Annotated in this window: 20 protein-coding genes and 1 pseudogene; 13 read left to right on the top strand and 8 right to left on the bottom strand. The window is 39.1% G+C overall.

Annotated features, from left to right (window positions below):
* Positions 1–165: 165 nt before the first annotated feature.
* The 7 genes from bioA to HMPREF0023_RS08385 all read left to right on the top strand — a co-directional run bounded on the left by bioA (position 166) and on the right by HMPREF0023_RS08385 (position 6,719).
* Complete coding sequence (bioA, locus tag HMPREF0023_RS08420; protein ID WP_008941832.1) at positions 166–1,473, top strand: adenosylmethionine--8-amino-7-oxononanoate transaminase; 1,308 nt, start codon at positions 166–168, stop codon at positions 1,471–1,473.
* A 53-nt stretch (positions 1,474–1,526) separates the two neighbouring features.
* Positions 1,527–2,656, top strand: a protein-coding gene (locus HMPREF0023_RS16240) for an IS3 family transposase (RefSeq protein ID WP_100833738.1) whose coding sequence is annotated in 2 segments (ribosomal slippage) — positions 1,527–1,779 and positions 1,779–2,656 — 1,131 coding nt in all. Because the reading frame shifts where the segments join, the coding sequence is not laid out codon by codon here.
* Positions 2,657–2,739: 83 nt separating this feature from the next.
* On the top strand, positions 2,740–3,894 hold the full coding sequence (locus HMPREF0023_RS08405; protein ID WP_017396567.1) for an 8-amino-7-oxononanoate synthase: 1,155 nt from the start codon (positions 2,740–2,742) through the stop codon (positions 3,892–3,894).
* Complete coding sequence (gene bioC / locus HMPREF0023_RS08400) at positions 3,885–4,640, top strand: malonyl-ACP O-methyltransferase BioC (RefSeq protein WP_008941829.1); 756 nt, start codon at positions 3,885–3,887, stop codon at positions 4,638–4,640. Before HMPREF0023_RS08405 ends, bioC begins: the two co-directional genes overlap by 10 nt.
* 22 nt (positions 4,641–4,662) lie before the next feature.
* Positions 4,663–5,157: a hypothetical protein gene (locus HMPREF0023_RS08395; protein WP_008941828.1), complete on the top strand. Its 495-nt coding sequence runs from the start codon at positions 4,663–4,665 to the stop codon at positions 5,155–5,157.
* A gap of 21 nt (positions 5,158–5,178) precedes the next feature.
* Positions 5,179–5,820, top strand: coding sequence for a dethiobiotin synthase (bioD, locus tag HMPREF0023_RS08390; protein ID WP_008941827.1), 642 nt, complete (start codon positions 5,179–5,181; stop codon positions 5,818–5,820).
* Positions 5,821–6,053: 233 nt separating this feature from the next.
* On the top strand, positions 6,054–6,719 hold the full coding sequence (locus HMPREF0023_RS08385) for a hypothetical protein (protein WP_008941826.1): 666 nt from the start codon (positions 6,054–6,056) through the stop codon (positions 6,717–6,719).
* A gap of 75 nt (positions 6,720–6,794) precedes the next feature.
* Here HMPREF0023_RS08385 and HMPREF0023_RS08380 read toward each other — a convergent pair whose 3' ends face one another.
* The 5 genes from HMPREF0023_RS08380 to HMPREF0023_RS08360 all read right to left on the bottom strand — a co-directional run bounded on the left by HMPREF0023_RS08380 (position 6,795) and on the right by HMPREF0023_RS08360 (position 12,123).
* Positions 6,795–7,214, bottom strand: coding sequence for an ExbD/TolR family protein (locus tag HMPREF0023_RS08380; protein WP_005091496.1), 420 nt, complete (start codon positions 7,212–7,214; stop codon positions 6,795–6,797).
* 21 nt (positions 7,215–7,235) lie between these two features.
* A complete protein-coding gene (locus HMPREF0023_RS08375) occupies positions 7,236–7,661 on the bottom strand; it encodes an ExbD/TolR family protein (protein WP_005081449.1) in 426 nt (141 codons plus the stop codon).
* An 11-nt stretch (positions 7,662–7,672) separates the two neighbouring features.
* Entirely contained in the window at positions 7,673–8,548 is an 876-nt protein-coding gene (locus HMPREF0023_RS08370; protein ID WP_008941825.1) for a MotA/TolQ/ExbB proton channel family protein, read from the bottom strand.
* Positions 8,549–8,587: 39 nt separating this feature from the next.
* Positions 8,588–9,295: an energy transducer TonB gene (locus tag HMPREF0023_RS08365; RefSeq protein WP_005081453.1), complete on the bottom strand. Its 708-nt coding sequence runs from the start codon at positions 9,293–9,295 to the stop codon at positions 8,588–8,590.
* Between the two features lie 149 nt (positions 9,296–9,444).
* Complete coding sequence (locus HMPREF0023_RS08360) at positions 9,445–12,123, bottom strand: TonB-dependent receptor (RefSeq protein ID WP_008941823.1); 2,679 nt, start codon at positions 12,121–12,123, stop codon at positions 9,445–9,447.
* Between the two features lie 650 nt (positions 12,124–12,773).
* Here HMPREF0023_RS08360 and HMPREF0023_RS08355 point away from each other — a divergent pair.
* From HMPREF0023_RS08355 to HMPREF0023_RS08330, 6 genes and pseudogenes are all read left to right on the top strand, one after another.
* Positions 12,774–13,295 carry a hypothetical protein gene (locus HMPREF0023_RS08355; protein WP_008941821.1) on the top strand — a complete coding sequence of 174 codons (522 nt, stop codon included), beginning with the start codon at positions 12,774–12,776 and terminating at the stop codon, positions 13,293–13,295.
* A 14-nt stretch (positions 13,296–13,309) separates the two neighbouring features.
* Positions 13,310–15,121: an ABC transporter substrate-binding protein gene (locus tag HMPREF0023_RS08350; protein ID WP_008941820.1), complete on the top strand. Its 1,812-nt coding sequence runs from the start codon at positions 13,310–13,312 to the stop codon at positions 15,119–15,121.
* Positions 15,122–15,142: 21 nt separating this feature from the next.
* Positions 15,143–17,158 carry a M3 family metallopeptidase gene (locus HMPREF0023_RS08345; protein ID WP_008941819.1) on the top strand — a complete coding sequence of 672 codons (2,016 nt, stop codon included), beginning with the start codon at positions 15,143–15,145 and terminating at the stop codon, positions 17,156–17,158.
* 12 nt (positions 17,159–17,170) lie between these two features.
* Positions 17,171–18,110 (top strand): annotated as a pseudogene (locus HMPREF0023_RS08340) (ABC transporter permease).
* Positions 18,111–18,118: 8 nt separating this feature from the next.
* On the top strand, positions 18,119–19,261 hold the full coding sequence (locus HMPREF0023_RS08335) for an ABC transporter permease (RefSeq protein WP_008941817.1): 1,143 nt from the start codon (positions 18,119–18,121) through the stop codon (positions 19,259–19,261).
* A 14-nt stretch (positions 19,262–19,275) separates the two neighbouring features.
* On the top strand, positions 19,276–20,997 hold the full coding sequence (locus HMPREF0023_RS08330; RefSeq protein WP_026056294.1) for an ABC transporter ATP-binding protein: 1,722 nt from the start codon (positions 19,276–19,278) through the stop codon (positions 20,995–20,997).
* Between the two features lie 66 nt (positions 20,998–21,063).
* On the opposite strand, the gene rluB is transcribed toward HMPREF0023_RS08330, so the two are convergent.
* The 3 genes from rluB to HMPREF0023_RS08315 are packed head-to-tail and all read right to left on the bottom strand — an operon-like array spanning position 21,064 to position 23,440.
* Entirely contained in the window at positions 21,064–22,008 is a 945-nt protein-coding gene (rluB, locus tag HMPREF0023_RS08325; RefSeq protein WP_005081469.1) for a 23S rRNA pseudouridine(2605) synthase RluB, read from the bottom strand.
* A 41-nt stretch (positions 22,009–22,049) separates the two neighbouring features.
* Positions 22,050–22,649 (bottom strand): SMC-Scp complex subunit ScpB, encoded by a 600-nt coding sequence (gene scpB / locus HMPREF0023_RS08320; protein WP_004638126.1) that lies wholly within the window; start codon positions 22,647–22,649, stop codon positions 22,050–22,052.
* On the bottom strand, positions 22,646–23,440 hold the full coding sequence (locus HMPREF0023_RS08315) for a segregation and condensation protein A (protein WP_008941815.1): 795 nt from the start codon (positions 23,438–23,440) through the stop codon (positions 22,646–22,648). The genes scpB and HMPREF0023_RS08315 overlap by 4 nt, the downstream gene beginning before the upstream one ends.
* Positions 23,441–23,601 lie beyond the last annotated feature (161 nt).

Genomic DNA, 23,601 nt, shown 5'->3' with positions numbered 1-23,601 from the left:
TCATCTGCAAAACCTGTTGACTTCTTTCATTTTTTTCTTTTGATCTAGTGTACGAAGCCTTGTATTTTATTTATACCACGCAGGTTGCAGATGACATTTACGAGTATCGAAAAAGTGTGATCAGGCAAATGGAAAATTTTGAAATAGCAGCAAATGAGGTAGAGGATGACCGATTTATTTGATTTAGAACATATATGGCATCCCTATACATCGATGTTAAATCCACTGCCAACCTTTAAAGTCAAACGTGCTTATGGTGCAACGATTGAATTAGAAGATGGTCGAACTTTGGTTGATGGTATGTCGTCATGGTGGTGTGCGATTCACGGTTATAATCATCCTGAACTTAACAAAGCCATTACTGATCAATTGCAAAATATGGCGCATATCATGTTTGGTGGTTTGACGCATGAACCTGCAATTGAATTGGGTAAACTCTTATTAAAAATTACGCCTCCGAGTTTAGATAAAATTTTCTATGCTGACTCTGGTTCAGTTTCAGTTGAAGTGGCTTTAAAAATGGCAGTGCAATATTGGGCTGCGTTGAATCAACCTGAGAAAACTAATTTTATTACTACACGTTCTGGCTATCATGGTGATACTTGGAATGCGATGTCTGTGTGTGATCCTGTCACGGGAATGCATCAGATTTTTGGCTCAAGTTTACCGAATCGAATCTTTGTACCCGCGCCACAAAGTCGCTTTGATGGTGAGTGGAATCCACAAGATATTCAAGAACTCAAACAGCAGATTGAACAGCATCATCACAGTATTGCTGCACTAATTATTGAGCCAATTGTGCAAGGTGCAGGCGGGATGCGTTTTTATCATCCTGAGTATTTGCGCCAAGCCAAAGAATTATGTGAGCAGTACAATTTGTTGTTGATCTTTGATGAGATCGCAACAGGCTTTGGGCGCACAGGTAAAATGTTTGCTTGGGAACATGCGCAAGTTGAGCCTGATATCATGTGTATTGGTAAAGGCTTAACAGGGGGTTATATGACTTTGTCTGCAACCTTAACCACTAAACAAGTGGCTGAAACCATTAGTCGTGGCGAAGCTGGCGTGTTCATGCATGGTCCAACTTTTATGGCGAATCCTCTAGCTTGTGCTGTTGCTTTGAAAAGTACTCAATTATTGGTTAAGCAAGATTGGCAGAGCAATATTCAACGGATTGAAACGATTCTGGCTGAACAATTAAGTGATTTAGCACAGCTTGATCACGTTGCTGATGTACGGGTTTTAGGTGCGATTGGTGTAGTTGAATTAACATCTAATGTCGACATGAAAAGCTTACAGCAGCAGTTTGTGGAGCGTGGTATTTGGGTACGACCATTTGGAAAATTGGTCTACGTGATGCCACCGTATGTGATTACCAATGACGAGCTAAATTACTTATTAGCACAGATGAGTGAAGTGGTGAAAAATATGCAAGGAGTGATGTGGATCTATGATTTTAGACCACGTCTATAAGTGATAATCTACTCCCCAATAAGCATGGGAAATGCTTGTTTCTGGAGTCAACCATGACACGAAGAAAACGTCGTAATCACTCAGCAGATTTCAAAGCTAAAGTTGCTCTCGCAGCAATTAAAGGCGACCACACACTCGCTGAGCTTTCTACTCAATTCGATTTACATCAAAATCAAATCATTGATTGGAAAAATCAACTGCTTGAGCAATCGATCAATATTTTTTCACGACCAACAGCACAACAAGAACCAGAGATTGATCTTAAAGCTTTACATGCCAAGATAGGACATCAGGCATTGCAAATTGATTTTTTAGAAGGTGCACTCAGAAAAACAGGGCAACTGAGCGGCAAAAAATGATCGATAAGACCCATCAACTTTCGGTACGACAACAATCGCAATTGATTCAAATCAATCGCAGCACGTTGTATTACAAGCCCAAAGAGATTTCATCAACTGATTTGAGTTTAATGCGTCTGATTGATGAAATTCACATCGACTACCCATTTATGGGCAGTCGAATGATACGAGACATGCTACAGCGTCAAGGACATCAAATAGGTCGGCGTAAAGTCCGACGTTTAATGCGCTTGATGAGAATACATGCCTTGTATCCAAAGCCCAATACCAGTAAGCCTAATCTTGCACACCGTATTTTTCCATATCTTTTGAAAAACATGGTTATAGATCACTCTAATCAAGTCTGGTGTACAGATATCACGTACATTCCTATGGCTAAAGGCTTTGTCTATCTGTGTGCGATTATAGATTGGCATAGTCGTAAAGTACTGGCTCATAGTGTATCGATCAGTATGGAAACAGACTTTTGCATAGATGCGTTGCAAGAAGCAATTGTGAAATATGGTTGTCCTGAGGTGTTCAATACAGACCAAGGCAGTCAATTCACAAGCGAGGCATTTTTGAATGAGTTAAAATTGAGAAATATCCGTATCAGTATGGACGGAAAAGGACGGTGGATGGATAATGTGATGATTGAGCGTTTATGGCGCAGTGTGAAGCATGAGGAAGTCTATTTGAAGGCTTACGATACGGTTAAACAAGCAAAACAATCAATTGCTGAATATTTGGATTTTTATAACACGATACGTCCTCATTCAAGCTTGAATAAGGCAACACCAAATGAATTTTATGATCGACATTTACCAAAAGTAATGGCAGCATAATTTAAATATTTAGAGCGGATTTATCACTTATAAAACTAGATTGAGTGGTCTAATTAACGGAACCACATCAGGAGCAAATGCCAATGTCCTTGCTTAATCATTATGCCGAGCAGCTTGAGCAACTCAAACAGCAAGGTAATTTCCGCCAATTTACTGCAAATCAACAGCAGGGACGATGGATCACCATTCAAGATCGAACCATGTTGAATTTGGCATCCAATGACTATCTAGGTTTGGCGGCTGATTTAAGTTTAAGAGAAGAATTTCTTGATACTTTGAAAATCGACCGTGCATTATTTAGCTCTTCTTCTTCACGTTTACTGACAGGTAATTTTGCGGAGTATGAACAATTTGAAAATAGCCTAAGCAAAGCTTTTGGTCGTGCTGCCTTGCTTTTCAATAGTGGCTATCACATGAATATTGGTATTTTGCCTGCATTAGCTGATAGTAAAACCGTAATTTTGGCGGATAAACTAGTTCATGCCAGTATGATTGATGGTATTCGTCTATCGAATGCTCAATATGTGCGTTATCGTCATAACGATTTGCAGCATTTGGAACAGTTATTGCAAAAGTATCAACAAGATGAGCAAGTTGAACGTATTATTGTGGTGACTGAAAGTATTTTTAGTATGGATGGTGATGAAACGGATTTAGCGGCATTGGCTCAGTTAAAGCAACGTTTTGTCAAAACCATGTTGTATGTTGATGAAGCTCATGCCATAGGTGTGAGAGGTGGGCAAGGACTAGGTTGTGCTGAGCAATATGGTGTATTGCATCAGATTGATTTCCTTATTGGGACTTTTGGCAAAGCGATTGCCTCAATTGGCGGTTATATTATTTGTGATCCTATCGTCCGTGATTATCTTATTAATAAAATGCGTCCCTTGATTTTCAGCACAGCATTACCACCAATCTCGATGGCATGGTCTGACTTTATCTTTAATAAAGTTTTAAATATGCAGCAGCAGCGTCAGCACTTGGCTGAGATCAGTCATTTTTTACAGCAGGCGGTGATTGCAAAAGGTTTTTCAAGTCCATCGAGTAGCCATATTATTCCAATTATTGTCGGCGAAAGTAATGCAGCGATTGAAAAAGCACGTTATGTTCAGCAACAAGGTATTTATGCCATGCCTGTGCGACCGCCAACAGTACCGCAAAATAGTTCACGTTTACGTATCTCATTAACGTCTATGGTTCAAAAAGCAGAATTAGAAAAATTGGTGGAATGTTTGTGAGTGTCGATAAAGCTTTAGTCGCTCAACGTTTTGCCAAAGCAGGGCAAAGTTACGTTGAGCATGCTGTAGTGCAAAAGCAGATCAGTGCACAGTTATTTGAATATCTGAAAGCGTATTTTCCAAAGACTTTTGATTCTGTACTTGAGATCGGTTGTGGGTCGGGTAATTTAACGCATTTATTTCAGACTCATTTTCAGTTTGATCAATTATTTTTAAATGATCTTTATGAGGATGTTGAACAGCATTTTTCAAAGATTAAAAATATAGCTTGGTTGATCGGAGATATTGAACAGCTTGAATTACCATCAGAATTGGATGCGATGATTTCAAGTTCAGCTTTGCAATGGATGACTGATCTACCTGCATTATTACAACGCATTCATGATGCGTTAAAACCGAAAGGCTATTTGGGTTTCTCTACATTTGGTGAAAATAATTTCATTGAAATCAAAAAGCTGACTGGGCAAGGTTTAAATTATTATTCTACTGAAGTATTGAAACAGAAACTTGAAGAAAATGGCTTTGAGATTGTTTTTATACAAGAAGAGCAAAAACATCTATATTTTGATGATCCTAAATTAGTTCTGCATCATCTAAAAGCGACAGGGGTGACTGCAACAGCAAAGTCACATCGTTGGACTAAGCAATCTTTACAGCAGTTTTATTCTGATTATCAACAGTTTCATGATGAGCAAGGTTTTCGCCTAACTTATCATCCGATTTATGTGATTGTAAGAAAAAAATAAATATAAGAGGTACATATTAAAAGTGCTTGAAGAAGAATTAACGTCAGAAAATATGATCAAGTATGCTAGTTATTCAATTATAGTTAGCTTATTTTTGCTTATATTTTATGAGTTTGAATTTGGGATAATGGTATTGGCAACTGGTATTTCATTAGGCATATTTGGTTTTTTTACAAAAAAGCATAGTAATAAGTTATTTATTTTTTTATTAAAAATTATATTGATGATTTTTATTGGTTGTTCTATATATTTTTCATTTGAGATTTCATCATATATGCGACTAAAAGCACCAATTCAAAAAATATGTGGTTCTGTTAAAAATATAAATATTTCAAAAAATAGGCATACACCAAATACATTTGAGTTGGTAAATAAGCGAAAAGTAGTCACTTTTTTATATTACCAAGAGGATAAAGAGCTGTTTTCATCACCAAATATTTGTATTGAATATGCTTTTGATGATCGTTGGGAAAGTTATCCTCGTGTTTTTAAAATTGAATCTGAATCAATCCATTAAATGTAAAGTGAAGGAAATGAGATGAAAGGTATTTATTTTGTCAGTGGCATTGATACTGAAATTGGTAAAACTTATGCCACAGGTTATCTCGCCAAGCTTTGGACCGAACAAGGACAGCGTGTCATTACCCAGAAGTTGGTGCAAACAGGGAATATCGATGTGTCTGAAGACATCGAAAAACACCGTGAAATCATGGGGAGTGGCTGGTTTCAAGAAGATCATGACAAACTGACCATGCCTGAGATTTTTACTTATCCAGCATCACCGCATTTAGCTACGCGTTTGGATGGGCGTGAGTTAGATTTCGCTAAAATTGAGGCTGCAACTCAAGAACTGGCACAACGTTTTGATGTGGTGTTATTGGAGGGTGCTGGTGGTTTAATGGTGCCTTTAACCACAGAGTTATTGACCATTGATTATATTGTGCAGCATCAATTTCCTGTAATTTTGGTGACTTCTGGGCGTTTAGGCAGTATTAATCATACTTTATTAAGCTTGGAAGCATTAAAACAGCGTGGTTTGAGTTTGTATGCTTTGGTGTATAACTTAAAAGATGAATCTAAAGATCCATTGATTTCTAAAGATACGGCGGATTATTTAAAGGCTTATTTGGCAAAGTATTTTTCAGAAGCAAAATGGATTGAGTTGGAAAAATTTAACTAACTTTGGGTATTTATTGTCTAGTAAATATCTGTGATCGTGGAGGGCGGCAAGGATGCCGCCAAGTTAGACTGCGGTAGCAAGGACGTACCGTCAGTCTGACAAAAGATTTTTGTTACTTTTCATCTTTGAAAAGTAAGAAGATTTGCTATGAGTGGGTGGGCTTGGGAAGACTAAGTCACGATAGCTAATGGATTTTATAAGCGATTTGATTCATAAACTTAAGGTGAATAACAATGAATAAGAAGAATTTTGTTTTTATAACACTATGCTTGTCAGGTTTGATCTCGACTACTCAAGCTGCTGTACCCGCAGATAAAACCATCATTAGTTGGATCACTAATTTACAAGATTCAAATGCGAATCCTCAGCAAGCTATTCAGATTCATCACACGGAAAAAGTAAAATTAATTTCAGGCGAAGAAGCTTATTTATCTGGTGTTAGTTTTGAAAATGCAGGGCGTAACTTTTGGGCAGGTTATGTGCTAACCCGTCCAAAATTAAAACAAGCAAAAATTTTAAAAGAGTTTGGTGGTCAATCGAATACATTTAAAGTTCATCCAACGATGTATAAAGGTAAATCGATTGAACTGGTTGAAATCGAAAGTGCTGGGTCGGGACAAGGAACTGTTGAAGCTACTAAAAGTTTAGTTTATCTAAGCCAATGGAATGCCAAGTTGATTACTGAAGTTCAGGAGTCTTCGAATGCTGGTCGTTATGACGAAAAACTTGATGCAGAAGATTGTCGTTCAGGATCAGATAATACGGGTTATTTAAACGTGATGCCGTATTCGCCTTACGTTGTGAAAACGACGGTGACAGGAAATGCTTGTAATGACAAGCCTAAAGGATACAAAGTAAATAGTTTGGTTCTCCCAATCGTCATAAGTGAAATTAAATAAAAAAAGCTAACAAGCGGACTTGTTAGCACAGGAGGAACTTAGAATTGTGAAGCCTAATAGTTAGTGTTTATTTTTCTAGTTATTGCTCACGATCCCAATTTTAGTAACTTTACTCTGCTGAGCTAATGCCATCACCATGGCAATATTTTTATATTCTGCTTCTGGGTCTGGTTTAAACTTGATCTGATCCTGATCAGATTTTTGCGCAACAGATTCAAACAAAACCTTCAATGCTTGGCGATCAGCAACAGCTTGATCATTCCAGAAAATATGACCTTGTGCATCGACTCTCAGGTTGATGGTTTCGGGTGGTTTCTCATTGGTTGGTGGCGGTGGTACGCCATTAGGTAAATTAATATTAATGGCGTTGTTTGGGATTGGAATCGTGATAATGAACATGATCAACAACACTAGCATGACATCAATTAAAGGTGTCATGTTAACGTCGAGCATCACATCATCTTCACTACTTTTTGGTCCGACATTCATGCCCATGACTAACTCCTTATCATTTGATTAAGGTGAACTAGGTGGAGTTGTGACAAATGCAATTTTGCCAATACCCGCTTGTTGGGTGGTACTAATCACTTCATCGATTGCTGCATAGTGTGTGAGTTGATCACCACGAATATGAACCTCTGGTTGAGGGCGCTTTTGCGCCTCAACTTGTAATCGTGCGAGTAACGTTTCTTTATCTGCAACGTGCTGTTCATCCCAGAAAATATCACCTGTTTTATTTACTGAAAGTTGAATATTTAGTGGCGTGGTTGCATAGGGTGCATTTTTTTCTTCAGGAAGATTTACAGGGACAGTGTGTGTGACCACTGGAACAGTGATTAAAAAGATAATCAGCAGGACCAGCATAATGTCAACAAGTGGAGTGGTGTTAATCGTTCCGATTACATCATCGTCACTTTGATCTGAATTTATCATCATGCCCATAATCGTATCCCTTATTTAGAATCACGGTTTACAGGGTTGCTACGTAATTCACCACTGAGTAAAACAGCATGTAAATCAGAGCCAAATGAGCGGACATTATCCATGACTGCTTTATTACGACGAGTCAACCAGTTATAGCCAAGTACGGCAGGTACAGCCACAGCTAAACCAATTGCAGTCATAATTAATGCTTCACCTACAGGCCCAGCAACTTTATCAATAGATGCTTGTCCTGAAATTCCAATGGCGGTAAGTGCGTGATAAATTCCCCAAACAGTTCCAAATAAGCCAACAAAGGGTGCTGTTGAACCAACTGTTGCTAGAAATGCTAAACCGTTACCTAAATGACTTTGTACTTTCTCAATTGCACGTTGAATCGAAATGGTGACCCAAGTATTAAAATCAATACGTTCTAATAATGTGCCATCATGATGTTTGGTTGAATGAATGCCTTTTTCGGCAATATAACGATAAGAACTATTAGGGGCTAAGCTGTCTTTTGCACTATTTAAAGTATCTGCTTCCCAAAAATTACGTTCAGCTTCTATACCATGGCGTTTAACTTTACTTTGTTGAAATACTTTAGAAAAAATGATGTACCACGTACCGATCGACATCAATACCAAAATAAACAGTGTTGTTTTAGCAATAACATCACCTTCACGCCAAAGTGCTTCTAATCCATAAGGGTTATAAGCTTCTTGTTCAGTTGCTGGAAGTGGAGGAGGAGTTGCTGTCGTTTGCGCGGTTTCATTCGCCGCGACTGTGGTTATAGCAGTTGTTTGGGTGGTTTCATCTGCCCAGACTGCGCTTAATGGGAGTAAAGTACTGGTTGAAATTAAACCAATAGCCGCGAATCGAGCGATATATTTTGCTGTTTTATTCATTTTAAATTCTCCAAAAAATTGTTTAATTCATTTGCTTAATTAGGAAATCGTGAATGTGTATTCGATTTCATACCAGTCTTGTTGAGGAACACCATCTTTCATGGCAGGTGTAAAAGAACACAAGCTGTATGCTTTAGTGGCTGCTCTATCTAGCGCTCTAACACCACTCGATTTGTTCACTTTGGCATCGATGACTTTTCCTGAGCTATCGACCAGTAAACGCATCCGTACCGTACCTTCTTCACCTGCCATTTCCTGTTCACGTGGATAATCAGGCTTCTTACATCCTGCACTACCTTCCGATACTCCTCGTGAGATCCCAGCAGGTTTTGGTGCGGGAGCAGGCGCGGCGACCGGTGCTGCAACAGGACTTGGACTAGGTGCTGCGACAGCAGGTGCAGCTGTAGGAGTTGCAACTGTATTTTGTACAGGTGGCGTTGGTGTTGGTTTGGCAACAGGTGTTACTTTTTCCACTTGTTTCGGTGGATCAGGCATTTTTGCCACTTTCTCTACCATTTTGGGTGGTTCAGGTGGTTTTTCCTCTGGCTTGGGTGGAGGTGGTGGAGGGGGCGGTTCAATATCTTGAATAATGAGTAGTTCGACAGGTTTCTCGACAGGCTTGGTCATCTCGGTCGTTAAACTTGTTACTAAAATGTAGGCGATCACAAGATGAAGAAATAAAACCACACCAAGACCGATCAGACGTTTGGCCGATTGATTTTCATTCTCAGCAAAGGGTATGCCCATAATTGCTCCTGAAATTGTAATCGTTGAGTTGTATAAAAGTATTTTGGCTAGATTGAAAATCTTGGTAGCAATTTTTATCTTATATACACATCAGGATTACGTTGAACCACTACAAGATAAAAAAGGAACATCTTGCAGTGGTTAGAGTTTTAGAATTTATAAGTGCCTCTTAGGAAATATGCACGTCCCGTTACGTCGCTATAGCGAGGGTCATAACCATATTGAAAGTTATCGAGCACATTCGAAGCAGAAGGTTCAGCATCAAATAGATTTTTGATACCAGCAGTCAACTCTAGATTTTTAAAACCTTTATACGTTCCTGAAACGTTATATAAGGTGTAATCACTTACGCGGTGGTTATCATATTTCTCATCACCAATTTGGTTTTGATCTTTATAGCCACGGTAGAACTCTTGCTCGAAGACCATTTTCCAGTTTTCGTAGCTCCAGTTAAGATTGGCAACGTGTTTCCAACGTAAGATTGCTGGATCATCATATTTACCAACATAGCCTTCCCATGCACCATCTTTCTCTTCTTGACGGTCGTATTTGATAACATATGTGCCATCAATACCGAAGCCAAAGCGACCAGTAGAAGTCATAGGTGAAAGATAATTTAACGCTAAATCAATACCTTCAGTTTTAACTCCACCCATATTTGTTAATGCACTGTTGATATATTCCAATCGACCATCAGCCCCTCGAATGAAACGATTTGCATATTTTTCAGGATCACCGAAGATCATTGCTTCTCCGATGCTGTTAATTAGTCCATCGATTTTGATGTTGTAATAATCAGCCGAGAACACTAAATTTTTGATCGGTTCTACAACAAAACCTGCGGTAATTGAGGTTGATTCTTCGGGTTGTAAGTCTTTTGTTCCACCTTGTGTACGGTAGAATTGGGTATTACATTCAGTTTGGTATTCTGGTGATATTGCTTTGCCGTTTGGACATAGCACAGGATCATTGTAGCGCGCACCAGTATAAGTTTTACTTTGAGGTGCATTGATATCATATAAGCTAGGTGCACGGAAACCTGTACTGTATGAAGTACGGAACATCAATTGTTTAATTGGTTCCCAGCGGAATGCGATTTTAGGATTAAATGTATCACCAAAATCACTATAGTCATCATAACGAGCTGCTAGTTGTGCTTCTAAGGTTTTGGTAATTGGAATATGTAACTCTGTAAAAGCTGCAGTAATATCTCTTTTGCCTTTACTTTCAGGTTTATTAGGATCAATACCGCTGCTAGGAACTTGACTGACGATTTCCGAATTCACATTGGCTTTCCAGTCCTGCTTACTAAAACTACCCCCAAAGGCAAAGCCTACCTCACCTGCGGGCAAAGTATAAATTGGACGACTAATAGTAAAGTCAAATGTCGTGGCTGTGAGTGTACCCTTGTTGGTATCGCCTTTTACCTCAAAGGATTCCCAAAGTTCTTGATTTTCACTAGGACCGAAAGGGTTGATTGTTCCATTGTTTAAAGCATCTTGGAGTTTACTTTTATTTAAATACCCTCCAGCAAAGCCATCTGTCGCTTCGCTACGTGCATAAGATAAACCTGTGTTTATGTCCCAACCGTAAGCCTCACCTTCTAAAGCAATTAATGCTCGATGTGATTCATTCACTGGATTAGACATACGGTTTCCAGCTTGTGATCTTAAATAAAGCTCAAGGGGTTCACCACTTAATCCTGCAACATCGGGAGTTATGCCTTTACCAGGATAATATTGACTTGTAGAGGGCAGGGTGACAGAACGACTATAAACATCTGGTGCAATTGAAGTAGTAACTTCATTACGTGAATAAATATATTCACCAATTGCATTGAAATTATCATTGAGTTTAAAGGTTCCACGACCTAAGGCGGAGATCGTTTCTGTTTTGGGAACAATACCAATCAAAGCTTGGGTATTTAGATAGCAAAGTCCACCATCAGCAACAGTATTGGGTGCATTATTACAATTGCTATTGCCATAAGGATTGCCTAACATCCTGGTTTTGGGGTCACGGAAATTGGCAGGGAAGCCATTTGCTGAACTTCCATCTATACCTAATTCAGGTAATACGCCTCCGCGTCGGCTAGCTTTACGATCCTTTGCCATAATGTCATTGGAGCGACGGTAGTCAACAACCCCCATGAGATTAAAGCCTTGTTCATCTAGATCCCCATACCCCCCAAAAATTGAAATATCTTGTTTGTCACCACCGCTTTGTTCTGGCTGGATAAAGCCTGCGCTAATATTTAATCCTTCAAATGATTTTTTAGTAATGAAGTTAATAACACCAGCAATCGCATCTGCACCGTAAATTGCTGAAGCTCCATCACGTAAAATTTCAATACGATCAACCATTGCCATTGGAATAATATTTAGGTTTGTGGTTGATGTACTAAATGGACTGTACGCTAAACGTCGACCATTCAATAAAATTAATGTTTTATCAGTACCTAATGCTCGAAGATTTGCAGATGAACCCTCGGTATTACTTGCACCAACATTTTGAGCTGTAGAAAATCCTGCTTGATTGGCACTAACTTTAGTTAGTGCTTCCTCGACAGTCGTTACGCCTTGCTTTGCAAGATCATCTGCTCTAATCACCGTAATCGGAGAGGCGCTCTGTGCTGCAACACCTTTGATCGATGAGCCCGTAACTGCAACTTTTACAACTTTGGTTGGTTTCTCATCTGTGGGTGATTCTGTTTCGGCCGCATGGGTCATTGATAAACACAACATACTTAGACTCAGGGTACTGAGTTTTAGTATGTTTTTGCTCGCTTTTGGCAGAGCACTAGATTGAACGAAATTGGTATTTTTCATTGAATTTATAACCCCTAAATTGATGGTCACTCTAAATGAATGAACAAAATCGGTTTAGCAAGACATGTGCCAAACCTTATTTTTAGGGATCAATTACTTTTAGAATAATTGTGTAAAAGCGTTGTAGTTTTATTTGGTAAGCACTTCATATTTTTACTAATTATTAAAAAACAATGAATATACAAAAAATATTTTTATTGTCATTTTTTTACAACAATCAAGATTTTTTGTATCGCATTAAAATGCATCAAGAGTTTTTTATGCTGCTTTCATTTGGTGCGAATCCTGATTTATTTATTTAAAATTATACATTTGTAGTTTTTTACTAATTGAGATGTAAATTAATATAAAAGCATTGGCTTTAGCAAAATATTACTTCTAACTAACATGCATAAATCCATATTTTTAGAATACTTATTAAAAAACATTTATTTTAGGTTGGTAATTTGTTTGAAAAGTGGCATGAATTTAGCAGTAGTTTTTCCATCATAGAATGGTTTCTCTTATCTTTGTTATTTATACGAATGGTAAAAAATAGCTTTTAGCTTTGTAAAAATATTCTTTGATTCGATAAAGAGAGATAAATCGTTGTGTGAATGGTTGCTACTCGAAAAGACTAGCATTTACTGAAAAACGATGATGTGAGCACAATGTTGAAGTCTAAATTCTCAAACGTCGCTTTATTTTTACCGGTTACCGCATTTACCTCAATTGGATATGCCAGAACACCAGCACAAGTGGATCAAACACTTCAAAGGTTTTGTGGTGCCCTTGAGGATGAGCAAAATGAGGTTAAAAAATTTAAATTTTTTAATGAAAGTTTTGTTGATGCTGGTTTTGCAAATTCACTTCAATGTGAAGCGTTAGTGGGGCTAGAAAAGTTCATCCTATCAACAGCAGAAAGCATTTTAACTATTTATGAAAAAGCGAAAGCACATATTTTTAAAATAAAACCAAGAGTTTATTTCACTAATTACTTTGTATTTAAGGGTGGGGCTAGCACATTAATCTCAAAAAAAATCGTGTATTCAATGCAGCATCTTTTAGAGCACAAAAAACATTTTTTATTTACATTTTTTGATCTCAAAAATATGGGAGATAAGGATTTATTTAATTCAATCATGAATATCAACTGGCAATATTTTGATATTGCTTCACCACGTCAAAAATAAGTGATGAGTTCAACATGAAACAGAGCTTTATACGTTCATTGAAATATCACGGCTTAGCACTTTGTGTGGGATTAACAACGACTCTTGCAACTACTGTTGTTATTGCTAAAAGCCCAGCCGATCCAAATAAAATATTACGTTATGTTTTTCCTGTTGCAGAAACAGGTTTTGATCCTGCTGGTGTGCACGATTTGTATTCTGCGCACGTGAATGCTTCGATTTTTGAGACTTTATATACCTATGACTATTTAGCTTCACCTGCAAAGTTAGTTCCTCGGACAGCTGTAGCTTTGCCTGAAGTGAGTGAAGATGGTTTGACCTATACCATTCGAATTCAGAAAGGTATTTATTTTGTTGATGATCCTATATTTAAAGGAAAAAAGCGTGAACTAACCTCTGCGGATTATGTTTATTCCTTTAAGCGTTTGCTCGATCCGAACTTACATTCCCCCAATAGCTGGTTACTCGATGGACGTATTGCGGGAATGGATACAGTGCTGAAACAAGCACAAAAAACTGGAAAATTTGATTACGACCAACCAGTTGTTGGCTTACAAACGCCAGATCGACATACCTTGGTAATTCGCCTGACAAGCCCTGATCAAAATTTCCCGATGATTTTGGCCCATCAACCTGCAGGTGCTGTGTCTAGGGAAGTTATTGAAAAGTATAGAAATAAGTCTGGTTTTGCGATGGGTCATCCAGTGGGCACTGGTCCTTATATGTTGGCGCGATGGACACCGGGATCAAGAATTGTTTTAAAAGCTAATCCTGATTTCCGAAGTTTTGTTTGGAATTTTAAAGCGAGCTCTGCTGAAGATCAGAAAATTGTTCAAGCCATGCAGGGCAAACTGATGCCACAAATTGGTGTCATTGATATACAAGTGATGGAAGAAGGTCAATCACGTTGGCTGTCCTTTAGCAAAGATGAGGTGGATTTATTTCAACTCGATGGTGAGTTGACCGTTCAAGCTTTGCAGAATGGTGAGTTGAAACCTGAATTGGTGAAAAAAGGTGTGCAACTATCTCGTATCGTTGATCCATCCATTGACTATCACTATTGGAATATGAAAAACCCAGTTGTGGGTGGGTTGAGTAAAGAAAAAATTGCACTTCGCCGTGCCATGGCGATGGCTTTTTCTGCCGACAGTTATATCAATATCTTACAAAAAGGGGATGCCCAAAAATTACATGCACTGATTCCAAATGGTGTTGTTGGTTACGATCCTGACTATAAAAGCAGTATCCCTTATTCAGTTAAAGCCGCAAATCTATTGCTTGATCGTTATCAGTATCGAGTTGGTGCAAATGGTTGGCGAATGCAGCCAGATGGGAAGCCACTGGTGATTGATATGACGATTTCAGGAAGCAGTCTAAGAAGTCAACAACAAGCAGAATTTTGGAAAAGAATTTTAGATAGTCTCAAGATTCAGATGACCACTAAATCATTGCCATTTTCTGAAGCACTGAAGTTAGAAAAACAATGTAAAACCATGTTCAAAACCTCTGCTTGGATTGCTGACTATCCTGATGCTGATAATTTTATGCAGCTTTTTTACGGCAAAAACGTTCATGTGAGTAATAACAGTTGTGTTCAGATTCCTGAATTTGACCGTTTATACGAACAAACTCAAAAAATGTCTCCTAGTCCAGAACGTGACGCTTTATACCGAAAAATGTCTCGAATTTTGGAAGTCTATATGCCTGCACAAGTGATAGGCGCTCGTTATCGAAATATCTTGGCTCAACCCCGCGTGATTGGTTTTAAAAAGCATCCGATTCTTCCTGCGGAATGGATGTATATCGACATTGATATGAAGAAATAGAAATAAAGAACTGGAGTAATTATGAAATCTAATACTTTTAAATTAGCCACATTGTGTTTACTGACGATGGGTATTAACCAGATGGTAATGGCTGAAACTACAAAACGTCAGATCCTGCCAACATTTCAAGCCAAAGATATCGCAGTAATGTGTGATACCAAAATCAATGAAGTAAAAAAACAGTTAAAGTCTGTAGAAATGCGACCACTAAAACTAAATGCACCAGCAGCGCCTGTGCTAGCAGAATGGGATCGTATTTTTGCTGAGTTTGAAGATTTTTATGGTCCAATTGGTTTATATGGCAACGTTTATCCAGATGAGGCTGTTCGCAATGCTGCAGAAGATTGCGAGGTTAAAATTACGCAGTTCCAAACAGATATTTTTCAAAATCCCAAGCTCTATCAGCAGTTTAAAAAACTAAAGCCATCTGATGCAATAGATAGCAAATTTCAGCAAGACATTTTGAATAATTTCGAGGAAAAAGGCATTTTGCTGACCACCAATAAACAAAAACGTTTGAAAGAGATTTTGGACGAACTCGCGACAATTGAACAGGTGTATGCGAGAAATGTACGTGAGAATCCTCAAAAAATAGAGTTTAGTCCAGCTGAGTTAAAAGGCTTACCGCAAAGCTATATTGATGCTTTAAACAAAAATGATAAGGGTAATTATCTATTGGGGTTTGAATATCCTGAATACCGTCCATTTATGCAGCTTGCTGAAAGTGATGAGGCACGTAAGCGCTATCAAATTGCATTTAGTCGGCGTGGTGGAGAAAAGAATTTAGCATTGCTTAAGCAAGCGATTGATTTGCGTTATGAACTAGCACAGCTCTTTGGCAAATCGAGTTATGCAGAATGGGTTTTGCAAAACCGAATGGCAAAAACACCTGAGGCGGTGAATAAATTCTTAGCAGAAGTTCATACAACAGTAGCACCTTTAGAGCGAAAAGAAGTTCAGACCTTACGTGAATTTAAAGCTAAAACCTTAAATATTCCATTACAACAAGCCTCGATTGAGCGCTGGAGCGATGAATATTGGAGTGAAAAACTCCGTCAAGCTAAATACCAAATTGATCAAGAAAAATTGCGTGAATATTTTCCTACACAAGCAACTCAAGATTGGTTGTTTGCTATTTCATCTAATTTATATGGTATTGAATTTAAACCAGTAAATATAGTGGCTTGGCAAGATGAAGTCGAGTATTACGATGTTGTCGATGCGAAAACAAAGCAATTAATTGGTGGGTTGTACATGGATAAATTTCCCCGTGAAGGGAAGTATGGGCATGCTGCTGTTTGGAGTGTTTTCGGGCGGAGCCGTTTAACTGAGCGGAAACCAATTTCAGCTCTGGTCACCAATTTTAATCGAAAGGGACTGAACAGTGATGAGCTGGAAACCTTTGTGCATGAATTTGGGCATGCGCTTCATGGCATCTTATCGAATACTCGTTATGCATCACAATCTGGCACTTCAGTAGAGCGAGATTTTGTTGAAGCACCATCCCAGATGTATGAAGAGTGGGCGAGACGTAAAGAAACTCTTTCAAAACTCGCAGATTTTTGTAGTCCTGCTTGCCCACGTGTGGATGATGCCTTAATCGAAAAATTAAATGCGGTTCATGGTTATGGGCGAGGTCTACATTATGCCCGCCAAACTTTATATGCACAGTATGACATGGCATTGCATGGTAAGGATGCTTTGAAAATACAACCATTAGATGTCTGGAAAAAGATGGAGGCTGCAACAGCACTTGGCTATGTGCCGACTACAGAGTTTCCAGGCCAGTTTGGTCATATTATGGGAGGCTACCAAGTTGGTTACTACGGCTATATGTGGTCTGAAGTTATGGCCTTAGATATGCTGTCAGCCTTTGGTAATAATTTGAACAATACCGAGGTAGGACAACGTTATCGTGAAACTATTTTAGCTCAAGGTAGCCAAAAACCAGCACAAGCTTTAGTTGAGGAGTTTCTAGGGCGTAAACCTAGTAACACTGCTTTTTTCAATGAAATTTCAGGTCAACGGATTAAATAAGGGGCATCTTTTATGCTGGCATATATCATACGTCGCATATGGCAGATGATCCCCACAATGCTGGGTGTCGTGCTGCTGATTTTTTTCTTGTTCAATTGGGTGGGGGGGGGATCCTGCTTATATCTTGGCAGGAAAAATGTCGAATCCAGAGCAAATTGAAAATATTCGACAACAGTTAGGTGTTGATCAGCCTTATTACATTCAACTTTGGATTTTCATTAAGCAAATTTTGACTTTTGATTATGGCGTGAGTTGGAGTACTGGGGAGTCGGTCTCGCAAATTATAAGCACTCGCTTGGGACCATCACTGACGATTCTGATTCCATTAACTCTGCTACAAACCGTAATTTCGATCATCTTGGCGTTAGCTGTTGCATCTGTGCGAGGAAGTTTAACTGATCGTATGGTGATGATGCTTTGTACGATCGGCATGTCGATCAGTATCTTGGTTTATATCATTGTTTTTCAGTACTTCTTTGCCTATCAATTGGGATGGTTTCCAGTTCAAGGTTGGAGCGATAACTTCAACGAAAATCTGTTCAAATATGCACTATTACCGGTTCTGATTATGCTTGTTGTGAGTATTGCGCCGACATTAAGACTCTATCGCAGTTTCATTTTGGATGAGGTCAATCAGGATTATGTTCGTACTGCACGTGCCAAAGGTGTGAGTGAGCGACGTGTTTATGGCATACATGTTTTACGCAATGCTTCGATTCCAATTGTGACGGATGTTATGGCGACATTACCTGCTTTGTTAATTGGCGCATTTTTGATAGAACGCTTTTTTGGTATCCCTGGTATTGGTCGAGAAGTCATCATTGCGGTTGAACGTAGTGATTTCCCCGTGATTAAAGCGATAACAGTTTATGTTGCCGTCGCAACCATGTTTTTTAACCTAATTGCGGATCTGATTTATAAGTTAATCGATCCACGCGTAGAGTTGAAATAGGTGAGCTTATGCTGAGTGTATTATTAAAACGAAAAGCACATGTACAGCCTAACACTGTATCCTTTGGGTTATGGCGTTTGGCTGTACAGCGACTAAAAGCAGATCGTATCGCAGTAGCATCGTTACTTGTGGTGCTCGGTTATTTCATCGTGTTATTGCTATCGATTACAGGTGTTATTGCATCAGATTGGAACAAACAAGTGGCTGTAAGTTACGCACCACCAACGTTTATTGGGACAAGTAAAGAAGGTGCTCCGTCAACTCCACTAGCGAAGCCAGCGGCAGATTTTCCTGAAAATCCGGCTGATTCTTTAAAAGATAGTTTTCGTGAGTCAAATACGGACATTGCAGAGCAACATGATAACAATACGTTGATTGATTATTACGGCGTAACCGATCCATTAGCTGAAGATATGTTGGTGATCAATCAGCAACTTGATGGGCAGTTGGTTGATCAAGACCAAGCACTGAAATCAACCTTAGCATTTGGTGCAGATAAATGGGGACAAGATGTTCTACTTAAAACGATTAAAGGCGCAGAAACTTCTATTCTTGTCGGGTTACTCTCAGCATTATTGGCGGTTGTAATCGGGACTTTTCTGGGGGCGATCTCTGGCTATTTCGGAGGATGGGTAGATGATGTTCTCAATTGGTTTTATAACATCTTTACTTCGATTCCTTATCTATTACTAGTTTTGGCCGTTGCCGCAGTTTTACAGCAGAAAGGTATTCTTTCGATTGTATTAATTTTGGGCTTGACTGGTTGGACTGGTGTTTTCCGACTGATTCGTGCTGAGTACATGAAACATAAATCCCGTGAATATGTTCTCGCTGCTAAAGCGATTGGCGTGAGTCATTTTCGCCGTATGTTTATACATATTTTTCCAAACGTCAGCCATATTGCTTTGGTTCAAATTTCTATCCTTGTCGTCGCTTTTATCAAAGCTGAAGTGATTTTGAGTTTCCTTGGTTTTGGTGTTCCTGTTGGCGTGGTCTCATGGGGCAGTATGTTGAATGAAGCACAAACTGAGTTGATTCTAGGTAAATGGTGGCAATTGGCTGCGGCATCGATTGCGATGGCTGTCTTGGTGACAGCATTTTCAATGTTTACTGATGCTTTGCGTGATGCATTAGATCCTAAGCTGAAATAACGGAGTGAAATATGATGCCAAATACAAATGAAACGCCGTTATTAACGGTTGAAAATCTGCATGTCAGTTTTAAATCAGAGAATAAGCAATGGGTTGAGACCGTCAAAGGGATTTCATTTAGCATTCCAAAGAACAAAACGGTTGCTTTAGTTGGTGAATCGGGTAGTGGTAAATCAGTAACTTCTTTGGCCGTGATGGGATTACTGCCAAAAGAACAGAGTCGAATCTCAGAGCAAAGTAGAATTTATTTTGAAGATAAAGACTTACTGACGCTATCCGTTCGAGAACTTCGTGACATTTGTGGAAGGGATATTGCGATGATTTTCCAAGAACCGATGTCATCATTAAATCCTGTTTTTACAGTTGGGGATCAAATTGCAGAGGTTTTGCGTATTCACTTAGGCATGGGACGTAAACAAGCTCGTACACGTGTTTTGGAGTTGTTAAAAGAGGTTGGAATTCCTTCCCCTGAAACCAAGATCGATGCCTATCCAAGTCAATTGTCTGGTGGGCAACAGCAACGCGTAATGATTGCAATGGCGATTGCTTGTGAGCCTAAACTTTTGATTGCAGATGAGCCGACCACAGCCCTAGATGTAACCATTCAAAAGCAAATTATTGATCTGTTGGAATCTTTACGTCAACGGCGTGAAATGTCGATGTTGTTTATCACACATGACTTAGCTTTGGTTGGTGAGATTGCTGATGAAGTGATTGTGATGCGGCATGGTGAAATTCGAGAAAGTGGTGAGACTAAACAGGTTTTAGAGCAACCGAATGATGTCTATACGCGAGCGTTATTACATTGTCGTCCCCAATTGTCTTCACGTCCATATCGGTTACCGATTACCAGCGATTTTATGAAGCTAGAAAATGGACAACTTGTGGAAGAGATAAACTTATCAACGCTTCATTTACAGCAACGTGCACGTGGATTGAAAGGTGATGAAAAAATTATTTTGGATGTCAAAGATCTGAAAAAATCATTTTATAGTCGTAAAGGATTATGGGGACGTGATGAATTTCAAGCTGTAAAAGGTGTCTCTTTTAAACTGGCAAAAGGAAAAACATTAGGTCTGGTTGGTGAGTCTGGTTCAGGAAAAACAACCATTGGTTTGTTGTTAATGCGGTTACATGAAGCAACAGGTGGACAAGCGCTTATTGATGGTAAAGATATTTTTGCCATGTCTGAAAAAGAGTTTGCAAAGTATCAACGTAAAATACAGATCATTTTCCAAAATCCTTATGCTTCGTTGAATCCGAGGTTTACGATTGGACAAATTCTACTTGAACCAATGCGTATTCATGGGATTGGTCAGGATGATACAGAACGTAAAAAAATAGCTTTAGAGTTGTTAGAGCGCGTAAGTTTACCTGCTCAAGCTTATGATCGTTACCCACATGAATTTTCAGGAGGACAACGTCAGCGTATTGCTATCGCACGTTGCTTAACTTTAAAGCCTGAGATTTTGATTTGTGACGAATCAGTTTCAGCGTTGGATGTTTCTGTACAGGCGCAGGTATTGAACTTACTTCAAGATCTACAAGATGAGTTTGGTTTAAGTTATATCTTTATTTCTCATGATTTATCGGTGGTGAAATATATTTCAGATCAGGTCATGGTAATGAATCATGGTGAAATTGTTGAAATATCCAATTCTGACGATCTGTATCTGCACCCTCAGCACGAATATACGCGAAAATTATTGAGTGCCATTCCACAAGGTATTGCTTGATCGCAAATCTTGGACATTAAAAAACGCTCAAATTGAGCGTTTTTTCTATTTCTAAATGACAATCAATTAAAACTTCTTAAAGCCTTTATTGAAGCCAATCGTTTTACGACCATTGTTATTATGGTTGCCACCATTGCTGTTTGGGCGCTGTTCAGGTTGTTCATCATCACGACGTTGTTGACGTAAATAACCCCCACGACGTGCTGCCATTGGTTTATCTGTCATACGTTCAGTACGACGTTTAGCCATACCGAATAAACCTGTACCTTGGCGTGGTTTTAATTCAACAGATTTTGCTAAGTTATCGATATCCATCTTGTCGAGTTCCATCCAGCGACCTGTACGTAACTCACGAGGTAAAATCACGGTTCCGTAGCGAGTACGTAATAAGCGGCTGACTTTTAAATTCTGCGATTCAAAGATACGACGAACTTCGCGATTACGACCTTCTTTCACGACTACTTGATACCAACGGTTAATCCCATCACCACCAATTTCAGAGAAGGATTCAAATTTCGCAGGACCATCTTCAAGTTCAACGCCCTTGAGCATGTTATTACGGATTTGAGGTGTCACTTCACCCATAACGCGTACTGCATATTCACGTTCTACTTCGTTTGATGGGTGCATTAAACGGTTTGCAAGCTCACCATCATTGGTAAACAACAATAAGCCTGTACTGTTGATATCGAGGCGGCCGACCATGACCCAACGATCATTGGCGATTTGAGGCAAATGATCAAATACGGTTGGACGTTTTTCAGGATCATTGCGTGAGCAAATTTCACCTTCTGGCTTATAGTAAATTAAAACACGACGACGAATTTCATCTTCTACTTGGAATTGTACTTTACGACCATCAATACGAAGTTCATCACCTGGCTCAATGCGTTCACCCACTTGGGCAATACGACCATTGATGCTGACACGACCAGCAGCAATGACTTCCTCCATATAGCGACGTGAGCCAAGCCCAACTCTCGCTAAAACCTTTTGTAATTTTTCACTCATGACAGCACAACCTTAGACATAATGATCAACAGTTCACCTTCTCAAGACTTCGGTGCTTGCGCATCGAGTGTCATGAAAGCTTCCTTGGCGTTCTGCAGGGGAGGCAGTTGACCTAGCGAAGCTAGACCAAATGCATTTAAAAATTGGGGCGTTGTCACTAACAACGCAGGTCTTCCAGGTAAGTTTCTGAAACCAGACTCTTTGATCCAGTTCCAGTCAAACAGTGTTCTTAAAATTTGACTGTTATTTGATACACCACGAATTTGCTCAATATCTGCACGTGTTACAGGTTGATGATACGCAATAACAGCGACGGTTTCGAGTAAAGACGGCGATAATTTAGTTGGGCGTTCAGGCCAAACTTGCGCAATGATATTACGATACTTGGCGCGAACCTGAAAACGGAAACCTTGAGCTGTTTCGATTAATTCAATAGAACGGCCATGTTGTAACATTGCGAGTTGTTGCAAAAACTGACGTAATTGTTGCTTATTATATTGGTTTTGAAAGGCTTCTTTTAGTCGTGCAAGTGAAACTGGTGAGTCACTGGCGAATAATATCGCTTCAATTTGCAGTAGAACATCATGATGAATATCTTCCAATGACATGCCTTCATTGGAATCAAACTGATCTAAACTCATGCTGAAATTCCTTGAATTGTCAGAGGTGCTTCGATCCCTGTATGAATAATTTGAATCTTTTGTTGACGAGTCAATTCAAGTACTGCCATAAATGTTACGACCATGCCCATACGACCTTGCTTAGGATTGAGTAAAGTTATAAAACTTAAACTTTCACCAGAAGCCAGTTGGCTTTCAATATAAGCAATTCGCTCTTCAAGTAAAACAGGCTCTTGAGCAATAACGTGTGTAATCGGTTCAGGGCGATTGAATACGCAAAATAACGCATCCCTTAAAGCATCAGCATCATAACCCTCATAGATTGGGGCAATATGTCCGATACTCACATTTGTACTAAAGGTATCTCGTTCAAAGATGGGCATTTGACCAAGTTTTTCAGCAGCTTGCTTAATGCGGAGGTAAGTTTCTAAACGATCGATGAGTTCTTGTTTAGGATCCTTTTCAAAAGGATCGACAGCAACAGGTTTGGGAAGTAATAAACGTGACTTTAGATCAGCCAGTAATGCAGCCATCACCATATAATCCGCAGTCAGTTCGATATTCAACGATTTCATACTATCCATATATGATAGATATTGCGTTGCAATTGGAGAAATATCTAACTGTAAAAGATCGAAGCCACTCTTTTGAATCAGGTAAATCAAGAAGTCCAAAGGACCTTCAAATTGTTCCAATAAAATTTCAAATGCGGCTGGCGGGATATACAAATCTTCAGGTATGGCTTCTTGCCACTCGTCAAGCACACGAATGGAAGGAGTTAACTCCAACGAAGTAGGAAGAATTTGGTTCATTACCGTTATAAGCCACGCGAATTTTCAAAAGCATGAAAGATCATTTTTGTGTTCAAGGGATGACACACGCCACAAGGAGCTTGGCTATTCTAATCGAAATACTCGATTTAATAAATTACTTGCTTACAAAAACCTTAATCTTCTCAGGGTATTTTGAGTTT

The sequence above is a fragment of the Acinetobacter sp. ATCC 27244 genome, from assembly GCF_000156555.1.
Lineage (GTDB): Bacteria > Pseudomonadota > Gammaproteobacteria > Pseudomonadales > Moraxellaceae > Acinetobacter > Acinetobacter haemolyticus.
The sequence above is the reverse complement of the archived record's forward strand: the minus strand, read 5'-3'. Positions and strand labels throughout refer to the sequence as shown.